Genomic DNA, 18,727 nt, shown 5'->3' on the forward strand with positions numbered 1-18,727 from the left:
AATTTTATTTGTATAAAGATTTTATACTTTACTATTTTATACTATTAGTTATTTATAACTTTTATGTATTTACAAACTATAGTAATGAATCTTTATATTGGATATATTCGACAGAGTTATACAATACCCTTTATATAAAAAGATAATTATATTAGAAGGAGACCCATTTCAGAAAATTTAAATAGACACTATTTTAATTTTCTTTTTAAATTCTCTTTATAAATATACATTCTTTCATCTGCAATCTTAATAAGTTGGCTATAGCTTACAGCATCAGATAAAAAAGTTGCAATTCCATAGCTATAATTATAGGTAACTTTATTTCCTTCTAAAATGATAGGATTATCAATAAAGTACTTATTTAGTTCTTCAAACTTTTCTGATAGGGAATCAAGTTGTGTGTTAGAAAATACACCAATGAACTCATCGCCACCATATCTGGCTAAAATATCAGTTTCACTTATAGCGCTTTTAAGTTTATTAACAAAGCTTTTAATAAACTCATCTCCTTGCAAATGACCATAAGTATCATTAACTAACTTTAATCCGTTTAAATCAAAAATAACTAATAAAAAAGAATTATTGTGTCTTAGAGCTTCACTTAAAACCTTATCGAAAATTTCTTCAAATGATCGTCTGTTATAGATATTAGTTAATTTATCATATTTAGATAAATACATTATTTCATTATATAAATTATGTGTGCTTATAGTATTTTCTATTTGATATTTCATATAATTCATAATGTCTATATCATCTTGATTAAAGATATCTTTTTTATCACTATCAATATTCATCATACCAAATAATTTATTATTAATTATTATAGGAGTACTAATACATGATACAATTTTCCAGTCATTTTGACCAAGAACAACATATCTGCTACTATATAAATTAGACACATCATCTATTATTATAGTAGAAGTTATTTTACCTTTTGATTTAAGATAATAGAATGAAGATTCTAATGGTAAAATAAAATCTTTTGTTTTTTCATCATCATATCCAATGGAGCTAGCTATTACTAAATTAGTATCTTCTTTTAATAATAAAACACTACCATATTTTGCGCCTTTCATAAGTGCAATACATTTACTTAGTATTAAATCAAATAATTCATTAATGTTAGTTAGTTCAATGATAGATTGGTTTACTTCAATCATTACTTCCTTAAATTTTAATAATCTATTAAGCTTATTTTCATTTTTTTTGAGCTCTGTTATATCGATAATAACGCCTACAATTCCAATAGCTTCATAATTAGATAATATACTTGATTTATTTAAAATTACATCATGTTTTTCTCCGTTGGTACGTATTAATTGTGTTTCATAATTTTGGTTGCCTTTTATGTCCATTAATTCTAAATCTGCTTTATGATATACCTCAGCAAGTTTAAATTGATGGATATCATAAACTGTTTTATTAATTATGTCATCTTTTGATAATCCTACATATTCTTCGAATGCATAATTACAATCTGTATATTTACCATTAATATCTTTGCAAAATATTGGAGTTGTTATTGTATCTAAAAGAGTCCTTAAAAAATTGAAATTATTGTGAAGATTTAATTCACTTTCCTTTAGCTTTTTTTTAGTTTTTATTAGCTTTTGAATATTAATAATTAAGAAAATAATTATTAATGTAAAAAAAGAAAATAATGAATAAAGAAGTATGGTCCATTGTTTTTTTGTAATTGAATACATAGAGCTAGGTTGATTTATTATTATGCTGTTTTTGGGTAATTGAGATTTGTTTATTTTAAAGCGAACTAATTCATTATAGTCAAACATATAATTGGAACCAATATCATTCATTATAGGAATATTTTTTATCTGTTCACCATTTATAATCTTTTCGGCAATTTTACCAGCATACACGCCTTGATCAAATCCAGAACTTATTTTTCCTCCAATAACACCATTATCTAAAAGGATATCCCAAATTCCGTAGATTGGAATATAAGTTTTGTTTTTAAAATTATGTATAACTTCAACAGGGTATAAGGTAGAGCCATCATTTGTTTTAATTGAAGTTGATGTGAAAAGGACAACACTATTTTTATCATTTGAATTTATTTTTTCGATTGTATCTTCTAAGGTGATATTTTTTATTTCTTGAAAATTTACATTAGAATAGTTACCATAAATTAATTTATTTAAGTCAGTAGAGATTTCAGTTCCTACTATAGTATCATCAAGAATAATAAATATGTTTTTAGTATCGGGATGCATTGTTAGTATTAAATCTATGTTACCCTTAATATCAATATTCTCTAAAACACCGGTTGAATTTTCAATTAACTTATCTTGTGATTTATAACTTTCAAAGTTATTTAGACCAGTAAAGATTAAAGGCGTGCTTGGAAAAAGTTCGTCTCTATGTTCTTGAAAAAAGTCATAAGCCCAATTATCACTACATATAACCATATCAAATTTACTGTTTTCATACTTATGTTTATACAAAGTAAGTAACTTATCATAATAATTTTCATCATTATTATTGAGAGCATCCATGTATTCTATCTTAATATTAATATATTCACCATAATTTTTTAGAATTGAAAGAAATCCTTGTTCTATAATATCATTCCACTCATAACCACGATGATATGAAGTAAGGATAAGAATGTTTTTCTTAAAAGAGGTTGCATAAACATTAATAGTTAAAAGAAATGTTATGAAAAGAAAATAAAAAAACACTTTAAATTTTTTTGGCAATTTTAAACACCTCAAATATATACAGCAAAATAGTGTATAAATTTTATTTTTTAATAATAGTTTACACTGTTTTGAGTTGAAAAGGAAGCTATATGTACATAAAAAATGTTATTAAATAGAGGTATCGTCTACAATAATTACTAAATATATAGAAAAATTAGAAGAGGATTTAAAGCATTATAAATGGAAAATAGGGATTAAATATGACTAAAGTTTAATTAAGTAAAATGAATAAAAATGAGGAAATATGAATTAATATTGCTTTATTTGAAAAAAACTGTATAATAAATATGAAATTTATAATTCATTATTTGATTTAATTAATTTATTAGGAGGAAAAACAAATGATTAAGAACAGAAGCTTTTGGTCGTATATTTTACTAACTATTATTACTTTCGGTATTTACGGTATAATATTTATGTACAACTATACAGAAGATTTAAACAAAACTTGTGAGGGGACAGGCAAGCCAAGCAAGAATTACTTAATAGTAATTTTATTAAGTATTATAACTTGTGGAATATACTATTATGTATGGTTATATAAACAAGCAAATAGAATTAATCAACAAGGATTTAGCTATTCAATAAATATTCCTGAAACTGGTTCTACTATTTTACTTTGGAATATACTTGGTAGCCTTTTATGTGGTGTTGGTCCATTAGTTGGACAATACCTAATGATTAAGAATTTCAACTTGTTAGCTGAAGAGTATAATAGAAAATTTGCTAATTAATTTTATAAATTAATAAATAAGGAGCTACATATGTAGCTCCTTATATTTTGGGAGAGATAATATGGATTTTATAAAAAAAAAATTAGAAAAACATGAAATAATAATATTGATGTTCTTGATTTTCTTTTTAACTGGTGGCGAGTGTATAATAAAAAAAATAACTGGTGTGCCATGTCCAAGTTGTGGCATAACAAGATCCTTTTATTATTTTGTAAATTTGGATTTTAAACAAAGTTTTTATTACCACCCATTATTTTGGTTAATACCTATTGTTTTAATTATTGTTATTTATGGAAAGAAGCCTTTGTTTAGAAATAAAAAAATTGAAGTAACTTTTTATATTATAATAACTACCCTTATATTAGGAGTATATATAATTAGAATGGTTAATTTATTCCCTTATATATCACCTATGGATTACAATAAATCATCATACATATGGAGATTATTGAACTTTATAAAGGAATATATTTTACTATTATTAAAAATATAAAAAAGATTTTAGGCATCATAGAAATAATTGAACTGCGATAGTATAATAAAGTGGTCCCTATGTCAAGGACAGTTAGAAAAAAACGCCTAAAAAATGAATTGGAATATTTTTCATGGAAGATGTATGACAAGAAAGCACTGGTATTATACCGTTTGTAGGTATTTACCAGTGCTTTAAATTATATTAATATATAAAATTAGTTTAGCTAGATTTTAATCGGATATTCACCGGTTTCTAGATATTCGTAGTATTTATTTGGTGATAGCTTGGCCAAATTCCATTGATATCTATTGTTATTGTAATAATCAATATAATTATCAGTTTCTTGTTTCAGTAGATTAAATGTGTTGCATTTTCCAAGGTGAATTTCATCTTTCATATGTCCGAAGAAGGATTCTTGTGGGGCATTGTCCCAACAATTACCTCTTCGAGACATCGATTGTCTAATTTCTTGCTTTGATATAATCTCTTGAAATTTAACGCTAGTATAATGGCAACCTTGATCTGAGTGAATTAGAGTTTCGCTTGTCAGAGAAATGCCATGTTCACGAATAAGTATATGTACAGTTTCTAATACAAAATCTATTTCTAGAGATTCACTTAGAACATATGCTAGAATTTGCTTTGTATAAGCATCCAGAATAGTTGAAAGATATGCTCTTTGACTATTGGCATAAGATATATATGTAATGTCTGTTAATAAGACCATTCTTGCCCCATAGTTAGTGAATTCTCTATTTAATAAATTTTCAGCAACATTATTAGTTTTTAGGGCCTTTGCCATTCGGCGGTACGGGTTTGCTTTTCTAATAGGACATGTTAAATTAAATTTTTTCATCAATCTACTTATTTTCTTGATGTTCATACGTACCCCAGTATTTAGAAGCCTCATGTAAATACCACGTTTACCTTTGTCATATCCACGAAACTGATAAGCAGCTAATATAATCTCAAAATCTTTTCTATCTTCTTCCTCTTTTTTATTTCTATGATCTTTAGAAGATAACCAATTATAATAACCTGATCTAGATACCCCTGCATATTCACAGAGCCAACTAATATTTAATAAATTATTATTCCGTGAAAGCATTTGCTGAATTATTTTGAATTTTTCTTCTGTTTTAGCTTGAACTTCCATTGCGCCTCCCGATTTATAAAATTCATTTTTTTTAGAAACTCATTTTCTTGTTTTAGATATCTAACTTGATGTTTGAGACGTGTAATTTGTTCATCAGGTGTCAAATGTTTTGTAGCTAATCGTCCAGAGGTTTCCTTCCTTAAGTCACTAAAACCTTCTTGTCGTTTTCCCATACTTAGAAATCGGCGCGATAAATTATCAACTCTCTGTTTTCCTAAAGCCTTAACATCAAATCCTGCATTCCGTAGTATTTCTAATGGCATTTTCCCGGTATTATATTCAGAAACATAATACTCCTTAAATTCATCTGTATAAGTAATAGCTTTATTACTAGCTTTTTTTACAAATGGATTTACTGATAAATCTTTCAATTGTTCATCTGTAAAATAGATTCTTCCCATAACTACAATCCTCCTTTAAAATATTTTACAATAAAAAAAGACCCTATAAAATAGAGTCAGTTAAATAAATGTTTAGCACTTTTTTTCTAACTGTCCATTCTATAGGTACCAGTTTATAAACTCTATTGCAGTTTTTTATGATGCCTTATTGCAACTGTTGGAATAAATTTGATTTAGATTAGCAATTTGTACACTGTTTTTCTAAAATGTATTATTCAAAAAAAGAAACTATAACCATTAATTTATAATATTAATTATCTATAATGGATAATATAGGGATATTACGGGCAACTTGAAACACCCTAAATTTTTACATTTTTTTTACTGTTAACAACTTATATTTGCTTATATTTGCTTATATTTATATGGTAATTTATAAAAACATTGCAAAATAACCCGAAATATGACATAATAATTGCGTATAATGACCTATATCAGTATAAAATTCAGGAGGTGAGATATTAAGTATATACCCTTTATAATTAATAATAATGATAAAAGGTTTTGTTATATGGCTTATAGAATATTAACAACTATTTGATAAAGGAAGTGAAGAGTAATGAAAAAAAATTCCAAATTTATGGTTACAATTTTTTTAACATGTATTTTAATTTTTAGTGGAATTATATATCTATTAAACAAAGAAAAAGTTAGTGAAAAGTTTACTCAGGTATTTGCATTTGGAGACAGTTATTCTGACAATGGACAAGCAAAAAAAATCACTGCACAAATTATGGCAAGCACTAATAGACCTGATGATGCATATTTAAAACCTTCTGATGAATTGTATTGGAAAGGTAGATATTCAAATGGTCCTACAGCTGTTGAAGTATTAGCAGAAAATTTAGATGTACCATTAGTTAACTATGCCACAGGTGGTGCAACTACTGGAGAAAAAAACTATTCTGAGTGGATGGATCACTTAGGCAATACAGGGGTGCTCGGACAAATTGAAAAATTCGAAAAGAGTTTAAAGGAAGGTAAGGCTGATCCTGATGCATTGTATTTTATTTTCGCTTCTGCCAATGATTATTTTTTATTCATGGATTATTCCTTACCAGGTACAGTTGAAAATGTGGCAGATACAGCTGTTGATAATATAAATACTGCTATTAAAAGATTAGTCACACTTGGAGCAGAAAAGTTTTTTGTAGTAAATAGCAGTGATTTATCACTTGTACCTTATGAAATTACTACCAATAGAACAAAATCTGCTGAAGATTTTGTAAAACATGTGAATAAAAAACTTCCTGAATCCATAAAAGAATTACAAAAAAACTCAAATATTAAGATAATGATGTTTGATCTCCCTACAATTAGTGACAATATAATGAAAAATCCAAGCAAATATGGATTAGTTGAACTAGATAAAGAGTGTCAAAGTACTTATCCAAAAGTTAAACCAGCAAGTGTTAATCCAGAACAATATTATTTTTGGGATGAATGGCATTATACTGCTACTGTCCATAAAATATTAGGAGAAAAAATGTATGATAAGGTGAAAATGTTTAAATAAAGAAACATAATACAAGGAGGTAATTATTCTGCTTAAGAAATTTAAAAGTATTAAAACTCAATTTTTAGTTATTACTATACTTATTATAATATTAGCACTAGCAACTGTTGGTATTATCGTTAGCTATCAAGCTAATACGCAAGCTAGAAAAGATTATCTTAATAATTCTCAAGAACAGATGCAATTGGCTGAGAATTCTATCAATATTTTCTATGATCAAATTGATAAAAATATAGATATGCTAGCCACTAATCCATTGATAGTTCAAGCGAACAAGGATAATATAACTAGTTATGTCAATGCTACGGAAGATACTAAAATGACACCATCTAAGAACGGACCAATGGAACGTGACATTTATAATATATTTGATCAATATGCAAATTCACATCCCGGTACCATGTTTGTTTATTTGGCTGCTAAAGATGGTGGTTATCTAAATTGGCCAGAAACTAATATATCAAAAAAATATGATCCAACGTCTAGGGATTGGTATCAAAAAGGTGTAAAAGGAGATGGGGAAATAATAAGAACAGCTCCATACAAAGCCGATACTGGTTCAATGGTTATAAGTAATGTACGTTCATTAACTGATTCCAATGGAAATATATTAGGTACAATAGGAATTGATGTTGAACAATCTGTTATTAGTGACATGTTAAGTAAAATGAAAATAGGTAAAACAGGTTTTTATATGCTTGTACATAATACAGGAATGATTATGGCAGATGGAAATAATGCTGATAATAATTTTAAAAATATAGAAGAAATTAATATACCAGGAGTAGAAAAAGTATTGTCAAAAGATTTAAAGTCTTTCGATGTAAATATTAATCAAGAAAAATATATTGGTAATACATATGAAATAAAGGGTACTGACTGGGTTTTAGCATCTTTTATGTCAGAAGATGAATTAATAGCAAGTGCTAAAAAAATATCTTTTATAGTCTTTGTTATTTCAATATTTATGTTAATTCCAACATTTATTTTAATTAATATTAGCACAAAGCGAATTACTAATCCAATAATTAAATCTTCTGAATATTTAGAAATACTTGCAAAGGGCGATTTCTCCCAAGAACTTGATTATGAATTATTGTCAAGAAAAGATGAAATAGGGTCCATTACCAATGGTATTAATAATATGAAAAGTTCATTAGTGAATTTAGTGAATAGTATTAAAGCAGAATCCTCCGCTATGGAACAGAAAGTGAATAATATTGTAGACAATGTTCAGATATTAAATAGTGACTTACAAGAAATATCTGTAACTACAGAAGAATTAGCGGCAAGCATGGAAGAAACCTCAGCCGCGTCTGAACAAATGTCAGCAACTTCACAAGAAATGGAAATACACATTCATTCCATAACGCAAGGATCAGAAAAAGGTGCTATTGCTGCTAATGAAATTAGTAAAAGAGCAACTGCCATTAAAGAAAATGCCAATATTTCTCAAAATAAAGCTGCTAACATACTTCTTCATACAAAAACACAACTTGAGCAAGCGATAGCAGATTCAAAGGTAGTTAGCGAAATTAATATTTTATCTAAATCTATCATGGATATAAGCGAAAAAACTAATTTACTTGCATTAAATGCTGCTATTGAAGCTGCAAGAGCTGGTGAATCTGGAAGAGGGTTCTCCGTTGTTGCTGATGAAATAAGAAAGCTTGCAGAACAATCAAAAGATACAGTGCTAAAAATACAAGCTGTAACAACAAACGTTATATCTTCAGTAAATAATCTTTCTACTAATTCTAATAATTTATTAACATTTGTATCTACAGATGTTGCTAATGATTATCAGGTTATGTTAGATGTTTCAGAAAAATATAACGAAGATGCTAAGTTTATAGATGAACTAGTAACAGAATTTAGTGCTACTTCGGAGGAACTTTTTGCTTCAGTTCAAGAAGTTTTAGGAGCTATAAATAACGTGGCCATGGCCGCTAACGATGGAGCTTGTGGAACTACAACTATAGCAGATAGAGTTTCCAAAGCAACCTACAAATCAACAGATGTTATGCAGGAAGTTTTAAAATCAAAAGAAAGTACTGATAAATTAGAACAAGAAGTAAATAGATTTAAAATATAATCTACATTTTATAATAAATTGCAGTTTACGCTTATATAATATCAGTAGCAGAACAAAAATTGCTTCGCAACTTAGTTGACAGAGGACAATTACTAAGTTCTGCTACTGATTTTTTATTTTGTTTACTTAGGACTAAATCTACTGGGGAAATAGAATAATAATTTGTGTTAACAATTTATATTTACTAATAACTTTTGAATTTCCATCTCTGTCACAAGCTATACTGACCTTTTTCTAATAACTCTGTTTCATATTTCCTATCTTCTATTTGCTTTAATGCTTTCGCTATTCATTCTTCTCTGAGCTTCGCCCCTGATATATAGTATCCGCTGGCCTGCCAAGTACAAGATAATCTAGTCCAATCTCTATTAGAAGTGATACCCTCTTCTTAATCTCATTCACTATGGGCTCTGCAATATGCCTTTTATCCCTTGTGGCATATCTTCTGAAAGGATCTCAGCTTATAAGTACATGTTACCCCATTACCTCTAGTGCAGTTTCTAAAGAAGTAGTTATAATTTTTTGAAATCTATCAATGATTGTTTTAACATCATGATCACAGTATTCATCTATATCTATTTCTTCGATTGTATCAACTCTACTTCAATCTATAATCAGAATGGTAAAGATATAATGGAGTCACTGAAGAATGCAATAAAAGGTGACCCATTCATATTTTTGTTAAGGTATTGTTAAGGTTTACTATATAAAATAGAATTGTATTTTGAAGGTGAAGCTTAACACTTTTTCAAAACTCAAATCAAAATGGAATATTTGTAAAGTTAATGATAAATATTATTTAATTAACAAAAATATTAAAAAAATCCATAAAAATATTTACACTAAAAAGAAAATAATGTATAATAAAGTCATAAAAATCTAAAAATAATATTTTGGATTTTATAAGATATCATTATGATATTAAAAAAAGGGGGACAAGAATATGTTAGAATTCAACCAAAACATTCAAAATACTTGTAACAACATGGAAGAAGTTTCTGTAGCACCAGGAGCATGTTGCTGCTGTAGCTGTTGCTGTTGTGTAGCAATCGGTGTAAATAACGGAACTGCTTCAACATCAGCTAGTTTAACTCCTGCAAAATAATAAGTGGACAAGCATTATGGTCTTAGTAATTATAATTAATATTTTATAAAAGGGAGATGACATTATGTTAGAATTCAATAAAAATGTACAAAACACTTGTAACAATATGGAAGAGGTTTCTGTAGCACCAGGAGCATGCTGCTGTTGTAGCTGTTGTTGTTGTGTAGCAATTAGTGTAAATGGAACTGCTACATCAGGAATGACACCAGCAAAGTAATATAATTGGACAAGCAATTATATAGTTAAGAGGTCCGTGAAGGTTGTTTATAAACTAGTTATTTGATTATAAATACCTTGCGGGCCTTAAAACTATATAAACAATTAATTGTTAATAAGGTAATAATACGTTTTGATAAAAAGAGGTGAATTATGCTTAAAAGAAAAAATAAAAACAAAGAAAAAGAGAATAAAAAACCAGTTAATAAGTACCCTTATGAAATGAAAATAATATCATTTAATACTCAATACTGCAGTATGAGTACATATGCAGATACTACAGTTTTAAAGACTCCAGATTCAGTTTTAAAGGGAAGTCTTTATTCAAAGGAAAATAGATTTAATTCGGAAGAATATCTTTTAAATTATAGAACAAACAACAACAATTTGGGATTTAGAGCAGGTCTTTCAAGTTTTTTTCAGCAAAATGCAGCTATGACTGCAGCTAATAAGAATTTAGAAGAAGAGATAACAGATGTAATAAAACTTCCAAAAGCTAAAGGTATAAAGGCGCCACTAGGTGCAAGCATTGAGCTAAGAAGAAGTGTTAGAAATTATACAGAAAATAAATTATCTATGCAGGATTTAGCAAACTTACTTTACTATGGACAGGGAATATCAGGAGAGATAGAACTTAAGGATGCTATAGCAGGTAATGATAACATAAAGCTTAGAAATAACCCATCAGCAGGGGGATTATATCCTATTAATCTATATGTATATTTAAAAAATGTTCAAGATATAGAAGATGGATTTTATTTATACTACCCTTATGCACATGGTATAAAGCCAATCAATTTAAATGATGAAAATATAAATCAGTATGATTTTGCTGAATTTTCAAATATAACTGCAAATAATGTGAACGTATTTTTTATATATGTGTACAACATGTATATTAATAGTAGAAAATATGGTGATGCAGGAGCAGCATTTGCTTTTATTGAATCGGGAGAAATAGCACAAAATGTACAGCTAACAGCAACAGCACTTGGATATGGAAGTTGTGATATTGGTGGATATGAAAAACAATATTTAGAAAAAAAACTTAAATTAGATGGTGTAACAAATCATGTAATTCATATGACTATAGTTGGAAAAGAAGGGGAATAGTTATGGAAAAAAATTATTGTATAAATGACAGTCTTAGAATTTTTGATAATGGACAAAACGAAATAAGATTTAAATTAGGTCTTTGGAATTATAATGAAGCGGTTCTTGATTTGAAAAATGAAAAGGATGAATTTAAGATTTCGTTAAGGGAAATCTTAAAAAAATTAAGGCTTGGTATGGAAGTATCAGAAGAAAGTGTTCATGATATGGATATAACAGATGAAAGTAAAAATAATATATTAAATATATTAAATGGATTAGCTTTAGCTGGAATGCTTATAAATGAGGAACAAAGGAAGCTTTCCAATGAAATAACAATGAGTTTATTAGGTGATTATAAATACTTTATAAGAGAAGACTTAGTAAATAATAATGGAAGAAAATTATTATTTATATCTGATAATACTTTTTCAAATAGTATGGCAAAACTTTTAATTGAAGAAATGGAACTTAATATGGACATAGCATCAGAATCTTTAATAAATGCTATAAGAGATGTAGATTTAACAACTAATATAGATGCTATAAATATAATTGAAAATATAAATGCTATACAAGCGCTTATAAAAGATTATGAAGGGATAGTTTTATGCCTAAAGAGGCCAGAACTTACAATGATTAGAAATGTAAATAGAGTTGCTATAAAAAGAGAAATACCAGTTATATGCTCATTTATAGATGGACCATTTATTACAGCATTTAGCACTAATTATCCAAAGACAGGATGTTTAGAGTGTTTCGAACAAAGAACACTAACTAGATTAGAGGATCATATATCTTATCATGCATTTGAGAATTTTAAATTTTCAAATGAGACAAAAGACATGAATAAAGGAATAATACCAGTTTTAAATACAATTACTAATTTAGTAGTTTCAGAAGCTTTTTTATTATCTAATTATGGAACAAGTAAATTTGAAAATAGAGTATTAAATATTTACGTTCCAACATTAGAAATACAAGTACAAGATTTATTAAGAGTTCCCTATTGCCCTGCCTGTGGAAATGTATCAAAAGCAAAATTCCAAGAGCTTAATGTATCTTCTAGAACTGTAGTAGATAACATAATAGATAGCATAAGATAGGAGCTTAAATTATGAGATTTTATCCAAGTTTTAATAAGGTTTTAGATACATTTAATAAGGTTTCAGGCAATCAAACAGGAATAATAAAAGCTACTGCAATGCCTCTTATAAATCAAGATAAGAGTATAAGTTTAAAGAGTATAACAGGAAATATGCCTAAATACCATAAGGTATTACTAGAGAGGCAAAGCGGAGATGTACAATATCATGTAATTGGATATGGAAACTTTTATGAAGAAGCGTTAATAAAGTATACAGGAGAGAGCGTAGAGAGATATTCTTCTATGGTAGCACCAAAGCTTGTTGAAGATAAGATTGTATATGATACATATAAGAATATGTGTAAAAGAGGAAAAGTTATGCCTCTAAAATATATAGATGTATTTACAAAAGAACAGTTAGAAGAAATGTCAACATACATAAGTGATTTTTCAAAGGAAAAAATTACTGAAGATGATGTTGTAGGCTGGCTTCAATGTCCTTCTCTTGTAAATAAAGGTGAAAACATATGGGTGCCTGCAATAATGTTATTTGTTGGGTATCAAGTTAATCTAGAAAAGGGAGAAAAGCAATATATACAAGGATTTAGTACAGGTACAGCATCCCATACTGATCTTAAAAAAGCACTTGTAAATGCAATTGTTGAATATTTGCAAATAGATTCATTTATGATAACTTGGCATACTAAACGTAAATGTAAAAGGGTAATTATAGATGACGAAACTGTAAAAAAAGCACTTGATGAAATTGGATTAGGTGATGATTCTATATATGAAATCATACCAGTTGAAATGACATTGCCAGATAATTCAGTTCCAACTTTTGGTACGTTTTTAAGAAGAAAGGACAATAAAATGCCATATTTATTATTTGGAGTTCAAGGTGATTTTGATGTAAAAAATGGTGTTTATCGTTCAATTATGGAGGGAATATCAATAGCTCATAGTGGATATTTCAATACTATATATAATAGAGATTTAATAGAGCATGTTATGAATAATGATTCGAAATTTTTAGATTTAGATTTAAATGTATTATATTATAGTGCACCTAAACATATTGATGAGAAAAATAAACTTATAGAAGAATTTATAGATGGAGAAATTAACTTAAGTGACATAAAAACAATAGAAAATTTAGATACTGATTCACAACTTAAAGAATTATTGAAAACAGTATCAGAAATAAGTGAGTATGCTGTTTATATGGACATGACATCACCAGAACTTAGAGATAAAGGATGGTATACAATGAGAGTTTTAATACCAGAAATACTTGAAATGTGTATTCCAGAATTCCCATTTAAAGATCATCCAAGAATGAAAGAGCATGGAGGTATAATAAATGAATACCCACACCCTATGCCTTAATATACTTATAATACTATTTACTATAAGCCCTGTGTTACTAATTGGTATTATTTCAAACTTTCCTGGAATGAAAATGAAAAAAGATGATGTGTTTTTTACAAAGGCATTAGCTTATTTATTAATCATAGAGTTCACTTTTATATTAATAATGAAATTTAATGTTTTAAAAGTAAGTTTGCCTGAAAATATTTATTGGTATGTTATAGCAATAGTTTGTGTGCCTTTAATAATAGCATTAGAAATATTAATAGCATTCATAATGATTAAAGCTAAGGGTAAAAATGTAAAAAAGTTATCTTTTTGGGGAAGCGGGAAAAAGCTTGATAAATATCATATGATATTTATACTTATAATAGCTATATTTGAAGAATTAATATTTAGATGTGTATGGTTTAATATATTAGGAAATGATTTTGGTATAAATTTATATATAGTTATAGCTATATCTGCTGTAGTTTATGGGTTTAATCATTTGTTTATGGGAAGTAAAATAATAGTTCAAAAAATAGTTACAGGATGCATATATGGGCTTATATATTTTTTAAGTGGATCTATTATTATTCCTATAATTACTCATTGTGTTCAAAACTATTTTGTTATAGCAAGAGGTGAGCGTTGTGAATAATTGGTGGATAAAGATTTCGGTGCTAGGTTTTATAGTTTTGATTACAGTGCTTTTAAATCTTATAAATAGAATAAATATAAAAAGTGTAAAAGCAAAACAAACATACTTAAGTGTAAACAGAGTTATAAGTATTTCAAAGCAGTCATATATGTATAGTTTGAGAGCAATAATATATATAACTATATCTATTATTTCATTAGTAGTTATAATAGGAACTTTTAAAGTTGATATTAGAACTTTGTTATTTATGGATGGACAAAATATATTAAAAGCAATAATCTCACTTGTACTTGGGATATTCGTAAGTATGAAAATGTTTTTTATAACATCAATTTTATTTATATCATTTATACTTAAAAAAGATTTAACAGGATGTATTACAAAAGTTAAATGGATAGATAAAAGTGAAGAATATGCTTTTTATACAAAGATCATAAGACCCTGTGCAATAGCAATATTTGAAGTAATATTGTATTGTGTGATATTTAATAATATACTTTTACTCAATACAGATATAAATTTTGTTGTTTCAGCTCTTATAGTATCAGTTATTTATGGATTTGGAAAAAGTCTTTTAGTTTGTGATTTAGAGCTGAAGGTGCTTATGTTTTCCTATGGATTTTGGAGTTTGTTTACTGCAAACTTAGTTTATGGATTTACAGGGAATGCACTATATTCTATATGCTTATTTATTGTTACCATTAGTTTTTGGGTTTTTAAAAGATAGGAGGAAAAGTAATGAATATATTAGAAATTAGAGAACTGTCTAAGGAATTCGGGGATTTTAAAGCTGTAGATGGTATAAATCTTACAGTAAAACAAGGTGAAATTTATGGTTTACTAGGGCCAAATGGAGCAGGAAAAAGTACAATTATAAACATGATTTGTGGGCTTCTATCTAAAAGTTCTGGTGAGATATTTATTTTAAATAAAAATGCTCAGAAGAACTCCAATGATATAAAAAGAGAAATAGGAATAGTACCTCAAGAAATTGCTATATATGAAGATTTGACCGCTTTAGAAAATGTCATATTTTTTGGATCTATATATGGTCTTAAAGGAAAAGATTTAAAAGAAAAGGCAATGAAAGCTTTAGAATTTGTGGGATTACTAGATAAGAAAAAGCAATTTCCATCAAAATTTTCAGGTGGTATGAAAAGGCGATTAAATATAGCTTGTGCACTTGTACATGAGCCAAAGCTAGTTATAATGGACGAGCCAACGGTAGGGATTGATCCACAATCAAGAAATCATATTCTAGAGTCAATTAAAAAATTAAATGAAACCGGTACTACTATAATATATACAAGTCACTATATGGAAGAGGTAGAAGCTATATGCACTAAGATTGCCATAATTGATAATGGGAAGGTTGTTGCAGAAGGAACTAAGGAAGAATTAAAGGCGCAGTTTAAAGAATTTAATAAAATTATACTAAAGGTATCTAACATAGAAAATGTGGATATATCTAAGTTAAAGGAAATACATGGAGTAGATAAGGTTGACTGCATGGGGAATACTATAGAAATAAGTACTAACACAAGTATTGATAATTTAGATAAGATACTTATGGTTATTATGGATTCAAAGGTTTCTATAAAATCTATAGAAAAAACAAGTATTGATTTAGAAACTGTATTCCTTAATCTTACTGGGAAAAAATTGAGGGATTAAGGAGTGATATAAGTGATTTTAAATATAATAAAAAAGGAAATATTACAAAATCTTAGAGATAAAAAAGCAATGTTTTGGATGATTTTTTTTCCTATAATTATGATATTTATATTAGGAAATGCATTATCATCCGTCATTGGAGAACGTAGCACAGCAGTACCTAAAACTAAAATTGTATACACTATAGAAAAAGAAACAGACGATACTAAAAAACTTGAAAATTTCTTTAATGATTCTAAAGAAGAGCTTAATATGGATTTTATAAAAAATGATGATAAAGAAAGTGTACTTAATGATATAAAAAGAGGAAAATTTGATTGTTATTTAGATATCGAGAATGCAGAAAACATAATCGTATATAGTAATGACATAAAAACTTTCAATGCAGCATTAGTTACAAATCTTTTAGAGATTTATGGAGAAAAAAATAATGCACTTTCAAGTATAGCAAATGAAAATCCACAAGGATTACAATTTGTAGAAGTTGATTCTAAACCAGATTTTATAAAAATTAGAAGTTTAGATAAGTTAGAGAAGCCTACAGCTTTAGATTATTATTCAGTAACTATGCTTACAATGATAATTCTATACGCAACTTTAACAGGGGCTATGACTATATTAGGAGAAAGAGTTAGAAGAACAATGCCAAGAATAGCATGTAGTCCTATAAATAGGGGGACATTATTCTTTGGGAAGCTTATAGGTGCCTTTGTAATTGTAACTATTCAAGTAGGTATATTATTTCTTTTCACAAAATATGTGTTTAGAGCAAATTGGGGAAGTGATTTATTACCTATAATAGGAATTCTTTTAACACAGATACTTATGGCAATATCATTAGGTATGGGGCTTTCTAGATTGTTTAATAACCCAAACTTAATTAGTGTATTTTCAAATTTAATAATAATTTTATTGAATTTCTTAGGTGGAGCATATATTCCTTTAGAAATATTTGGACCAAACAATATATTAATTTCAATATCAAATATATCTCCTTTAAAATGGACTAACGAATCCATATTTAAGATAATATATGGACAAGACTATTCTTTAGTGGCAATGGCTATATTTGTTAATTTAGCTGTAGCGTTAGTCTTTATGGTTTTACCTTTGGTATTTAGAAGAAGGGGGGAAGTTTAATGAGAGATATATTAAATATTACAAAAAATGTTTTGAAATTAATATTTAGGAAAAAATCAAGTATACTAGTTTTTATGCTTCTTCCTATAATGAGTATATTTATAAGTAAATATTTTAACACCACAACACAGCAGGATATAAAGATAGGGATTTATGATGAGGATAAGAGCACGGTATCAAAGGATCTTGCTGAATACCTTATAAATAAAGAAAATTTTAAGGTCTTTTATATAGAAAAAGATTATATAGATTCAAAGATATTAAATAAAGCTGTTGATTCTGTAATAGTCTTAGATAAGGGATTTGAAGAGAGCATAATTAATGGAAGTTTATCTAAAATTGATATGGTTTCTATAAAGGGACAAGAGGTAACTGTTTGGCAAGAAAACTATATAAACTATTATATATCTGATCTTTTAGATATAAGTAAGTCATGTAGTGGTAACTCAGAACAGTTTTTTAAAGTTTATAATGATTTTAAAGAGCAAAAATTATCAATTAAAAATGAAACGGTAACTGATATTACACAAAGTCTTGGAGTTTCAAAGCAAAGTATAGCATTCCTTTTAGTATTTATGCTTACAGGGGCGACTATATCGGCTGGAACAATTGCTAGAGATAAGTCAAATAGAGTATTTAAAAGACTCATGGCATCACCCCTTAAAATGTATAAATATATATTAGGAAATTTTATTGCTAATTTTATAATGAATATACTTCAGATAGTTGTAATATTAATAGCAGCAAAGATTTTGAAATTAGATTTCCATATGAGTATGGCAATGATATTTATAACATTAGGAGTATTTTCATTAGTTTCAGTAGCACTTGGAATGTTCATAGCATCTATTAGTAGTTCTAGTGCACAGGTTGGACAAATATCTAATGCTATAATAGTTCCAACATGTATGCTTTCAGGATGTTTTTGGCCAATAGAGCTTATGCCAAGTATAATGCAGAAAGTAGCACTAATACTTCCGCAAACATGGGTTATAAAAACTGTGGATTCCCTTCAATCAGGAAAAGTATTTACTGATGTAGTTCCATATATACTTATAATTTTAGCTTTTGCGGTAGGGCTTTTCTTATTATCCGTTATAAATATTAAAAAAGATGAACAATTAGGAAGCTATGTTTAGAAAATATTAAAAGTAGAACTTTGTATTAAAGTACAACCTTCAATTATAAGATTGGAGGTTGTTTTTTGTTGTGGATAAATTTGAAAATAGAAGTGCATTCAGAAGGTTAATTAAAGAAATTAATGTCTTCATTTCTATTAAGTAATTACTAGAA

General features: G+C 27.6%; 17 protein-coding genes. 14 read left to right on the forward strand and 3 right to left on the reverse strand.

Going from position 1 to position 18,727, the window contains the following annotated elements:
- Positions 1-188: 188 nt before the first annotated feature.
- Positions 189-2,726: an ABC transporter substrate binding protein gene (locus J1C67_RS11020; RefSeq protein WP_167866836.1), complete on the reverse strand. Its 2,538-nt coding sequence runs from the start codon at positions 2,724-2,726 to the stop codon at positions 189-191.
- Positions 2,727-3,070: 344 nt separating this feature from the next.
- Between J1C67_RS11020 and J1C67_RS11025 the strand changes: the two genes are divergently transcribed.
- Positions 3,071-3,463: a DUF4234 domain-containing protein gene (locus J1C67_RS11025; protein ID WP_167866837.1), complete on the forward strand. Its 393-nt coding sequence runs from the start codon at positions 3,071-3,073 to the stop codon at positions 3,461-3,463.
- Between the two features lie 61 nt (positions 3,464-3,524).
- Positions 3,525-3,956, forward strand: a complete 432-nt coding sequence (locus tag J1C67_RS11030; RefSeq protein ID WP_167866838.1) for a DUF2752 domain-containing protein — start codon at positions 3,525-3,527, stop codon at positions 3,954-3,956.
- A 205-nt stretch (positions 3,957-4,161) separates the two neighbouring features.
- Here the strand turns inward: J1C67_RS11030 and J1C67_RS11035 are convergent, their stop codons facing one another.
- Both J1C67_RS11035 and J1C67_RS11040 read right to left on the reverse strand, forming a co-directional pair.
- Positions 4,162-5,094 carry an IS3 family transposase gene (locus tag J1C67_RS11035; RefSeq protein ID WP_207253499.1) on the reverse strand — a complete coding sequence of 311 codons (933 nt, stop codon included), beginning with the start codon at positions 5,092-5,094 and terminating at the stop codon, positions 4,162-4,164.
- Entirely contained in the window at positions 5,055-5,495 is a 441-nt protein-coding gene (locus J1C67_RS11040; protein ID WP_167867717.1) for an HTH domain-containing protein, read from the reverse strand. The genes J1C67_RS11035 and J1C67_RS11040 overlap by 40 nt, the downstream gene beginning before the upstream one ends.
- 559 nt (positions 5,496-6,054) lie before the next feature.
- Between J1C67_RS11040 and J1C67_RS11045 the strand changes: the two genes are divergently transcribed.
- The 12 genes from J1C67_RS11045 to J1C67_RS11100 all read left to right on the forward strand — a co-directional run bounded on the left by J1C67_RS11045 (position 6,055) and on the right by J1C67_RS11100 (position 18,573).
- Positions 6,055-7,011: an SGNH/GDSL hydrolase family protein gene (locus J1C67_RS11045; protein WP_167866366.1), complete on the forward strand. Its 957-nt coding sequence runs from the start codon at positions 6,055-6,057 to the stop codon at positions 7,009-7,011.
- Positions 7,012-7,039: 28 nt separating this feature from the next.
- A complete protein-coding gene (locus J1C67_RS11050; RefSeq protein ID WP_167866607.1) occupies positions 7,040-9,106 on the forward strand; it encodes a methyl-accepting chemotaxis protein in 2,067 nt (688 codons plus the stop codon).
- Between the two features lie 943 nt (positions 9,107-10,049).
- On the forward strand, positions 10,050-10,211 hold the full coding sequence (locus J1C67_RS11055) for a streptolysin S family TOMM toxin (RefSeq protein WP_167866367.1): 162 nt from the start codon (positions 10,050-10,052) through the stop codon (positions 10,209-10,211).
- Positions 10,212-10,275: 64 nt separating this feature from the next.
- On the forward strand, positions 10,276-10,428 hold the full coding sequence (locus J1C67_RS11060; RefSeq protein WP_167866368.1) for a streptolysin S family TOMM toxin: 153 nt from the start codon (positions 10,276-10,278) through the stop codon (positions 10,426-10,428).
- A gap of 152 nt (positions 10,429-10,580) precedes the next feature.
- Positions 10,581-11,540: a SagB family peptide dehydrogenase gene (locus tag J1C67_RS11065; RefSeq protein WP_207713896.1), complete on the forward strand. Its 960-nt coding sequence runs from the start codon at positions 10,581-10,583 to the stop codon at positions 11,538-11,540.
- A 2-nt stretch (positions 11,541-11,542) separates the two neighbouring features.
- A complete protein-coding gene (locus J1C67_RS11070) occupies positions 11,543-12,625 on the forward strand; it encodes a ThiF family adenylyltransferase (protein ID WP_167866369.1) in 1,083 nt (360 codons plus the stop codon).
- Between the two features lie 11 nt (positions 12,626-12,636).
- Entirely contained in the window at positions 12,637-13,995 is a 1,359-nt protein-coding gene (locus J1C67_RS11075; RefSeq protein ID WP_207713897.1) for a YcaO-like family protein, read from the forward strand.
- Positions 13,970-14,620 carry a CPBP family intramembrane glutamic endopeptidase gene (locus tag J1C67_RS11080; RefSeq protein WP_167866370.1) on the forward strand — a complete coding sequence of 217 codons (651 nt, stop codon included), beginning with the start codon at positions 13,970-13,972 and terminating at the stop codon, positions 14,618-14,620. Before J1C67_RS11075 ends, J1C67_RS11080 begins: the two co-directional genes overlap by 26 nt.
- Positions 14,613-15,347 carry a SagF family protein gene (locus J1C67_RS11085; protein ID WP_167866371.1) on the forward strand — a complete coding sequence of 245 codons (735 nt, stop codon included), beginning with the start codon at positions 14,613-14,615 and terminating at the stop codon, positions 15,345-15,347. The genes J1C67_RS11080 and J1C67_RS11085 overlap by 8 nt, the downstream gene beginning before the upstream one ends.
- Before the next feature lie 11 nt (positions 15,348-15,358).
- Positions 15,359-16,294: an ABC transporter ATP-binding protein gene (locus J1C67_RS11090; RefSeq protein WP_167866372.1), complete on the forward strand. Its 936-nt coding sequence runs from the start codon at positions 15,359-15,361 to the stop codon at positions 16,292-16,294.
- A 12-nt stretch (positions 16,295-16,306) separates the two neighbouring features.
- Entirely contained in the window at positions 16,307-17,434 is a 1,128-nt protein-coding gene (locus J1C67_RS11095) for a SagH family ABC transporter permease subunit (RefSeq protein WP_167866373.1), read from the forward strand.
- Positions 17,434-18,573: an ABC transporter permease gene (locus J1C67_RS11100; protein WP_167866374.1), complete on the forward strand. Its 1,140-nt coding sequence runs from the start codon at positions 17,434-17,436 to the stop codon at positions 18,571-18,573. The genes J1C67_RS11095 and J1C67_RS11100 overlap by 1 nt, the downstream gene beginning before the upstream one ends.
- The last annotated feature ends 154 nt before the right edge of the window (positions 18,574-18,727 follow it).

Source organism: Clostridium gasigenes, assembly GCF_017348895.1.
GTDB classification, from domain to species: Bacteria; Bacillota; Clostridia; order Clostridiales; family Clostridiaceae; genus Clostridium; species Clostridium gasigenes.

Bases quoted from the DNA above. Each gene is read 5' to 3' on its own strand.
- J1C67_RS11070 (WP_167866369.1), top strand. From the start codon at position 11,543: ATGGAAAAAAATTATTGTATAAATGACAGTCTTAGAATTTTTGATAAT.
- J1C67_RS11100 (WP_167866374.1), top strand. From the start codon at position 17,434: ATGAGAGATATATTAAATATTACAAAAAATGTTTTGAAATTAATATTT.
- J1C67_RS11060 (WP_167866368.1), top strand. From the start codon at position 10,276: ATGTTAGAATTCAATAAAAATGTACAAAACACTTGTAACAATATGGAA.
- J1C67_RS11075 (WP_207713897.1), top strand. From the start codon at position 12,637: ATGAGATTTTATCCAAGTTTTAATAAGGTTTTAGATACATTTAATAAG.
- J1C67_RS11025 (WP_167866837.1), top strand. From the start codon at position 3,071: ATGATTAAGAACAGAAGCTTTTGGTCGTATATTTTACTAACTATTATT.
- J1C67_RS11045 (WP_167866366.1), top strand. From the start codon at position 6,055: ATGAAAAAAAATTCCAAATTTATGGTTACAATTTTTTTAACATGTATT.
- J1C67_RS11065 (WP_207713896.1), top strand. From the start codon at position 10,581: ATGCTTAAAAGAAAAAATAAAAACAAAGAAAAAGAGAATAAAAAACCA.
- J1C67_RS11030 (WP_167866838.1), top strand. From the start codon at position 3,525: ATGGATTTTATAAAAAAAAAATTAGAAAAACATGAAATAATAATATTG.
- J1C67_RS11090 (WP_167866372.1), top strand. From the start codon at position 15,359: ATGAATATATTAGAAATTAGAGAACTGTCTAAGGAATTCGGGGATTTT.
- J1C67_RS11055 (WP_167866367.1), top strand. From the start codon at position 10,050: ATGTTAGAATTCAACCAAAACATTCAAAATACTTGTAACAACATGGAA.
- J1C67_RS11040 (WP_167867717.1), bottom strand. From the start codon at position 5,495: ATGGGAAGAATCTATTTTACAGATGAACAATTGAAAGATTTATCAGTA.
- J1C67_RS11035 (WP_207253499.1), bottom strand. From the start codon at position 5,094: ATGGAAGTTCAAGCTAAAACAGAAGAAAAATTCAAAATAATTCAGCAA.
- J1C67_RS11080 (WP_167866370.1), top strand. From the start codon at position 13,970: ATGAATACCCACACCCTATGCCTTAATATACTTATAATACTATTTACT.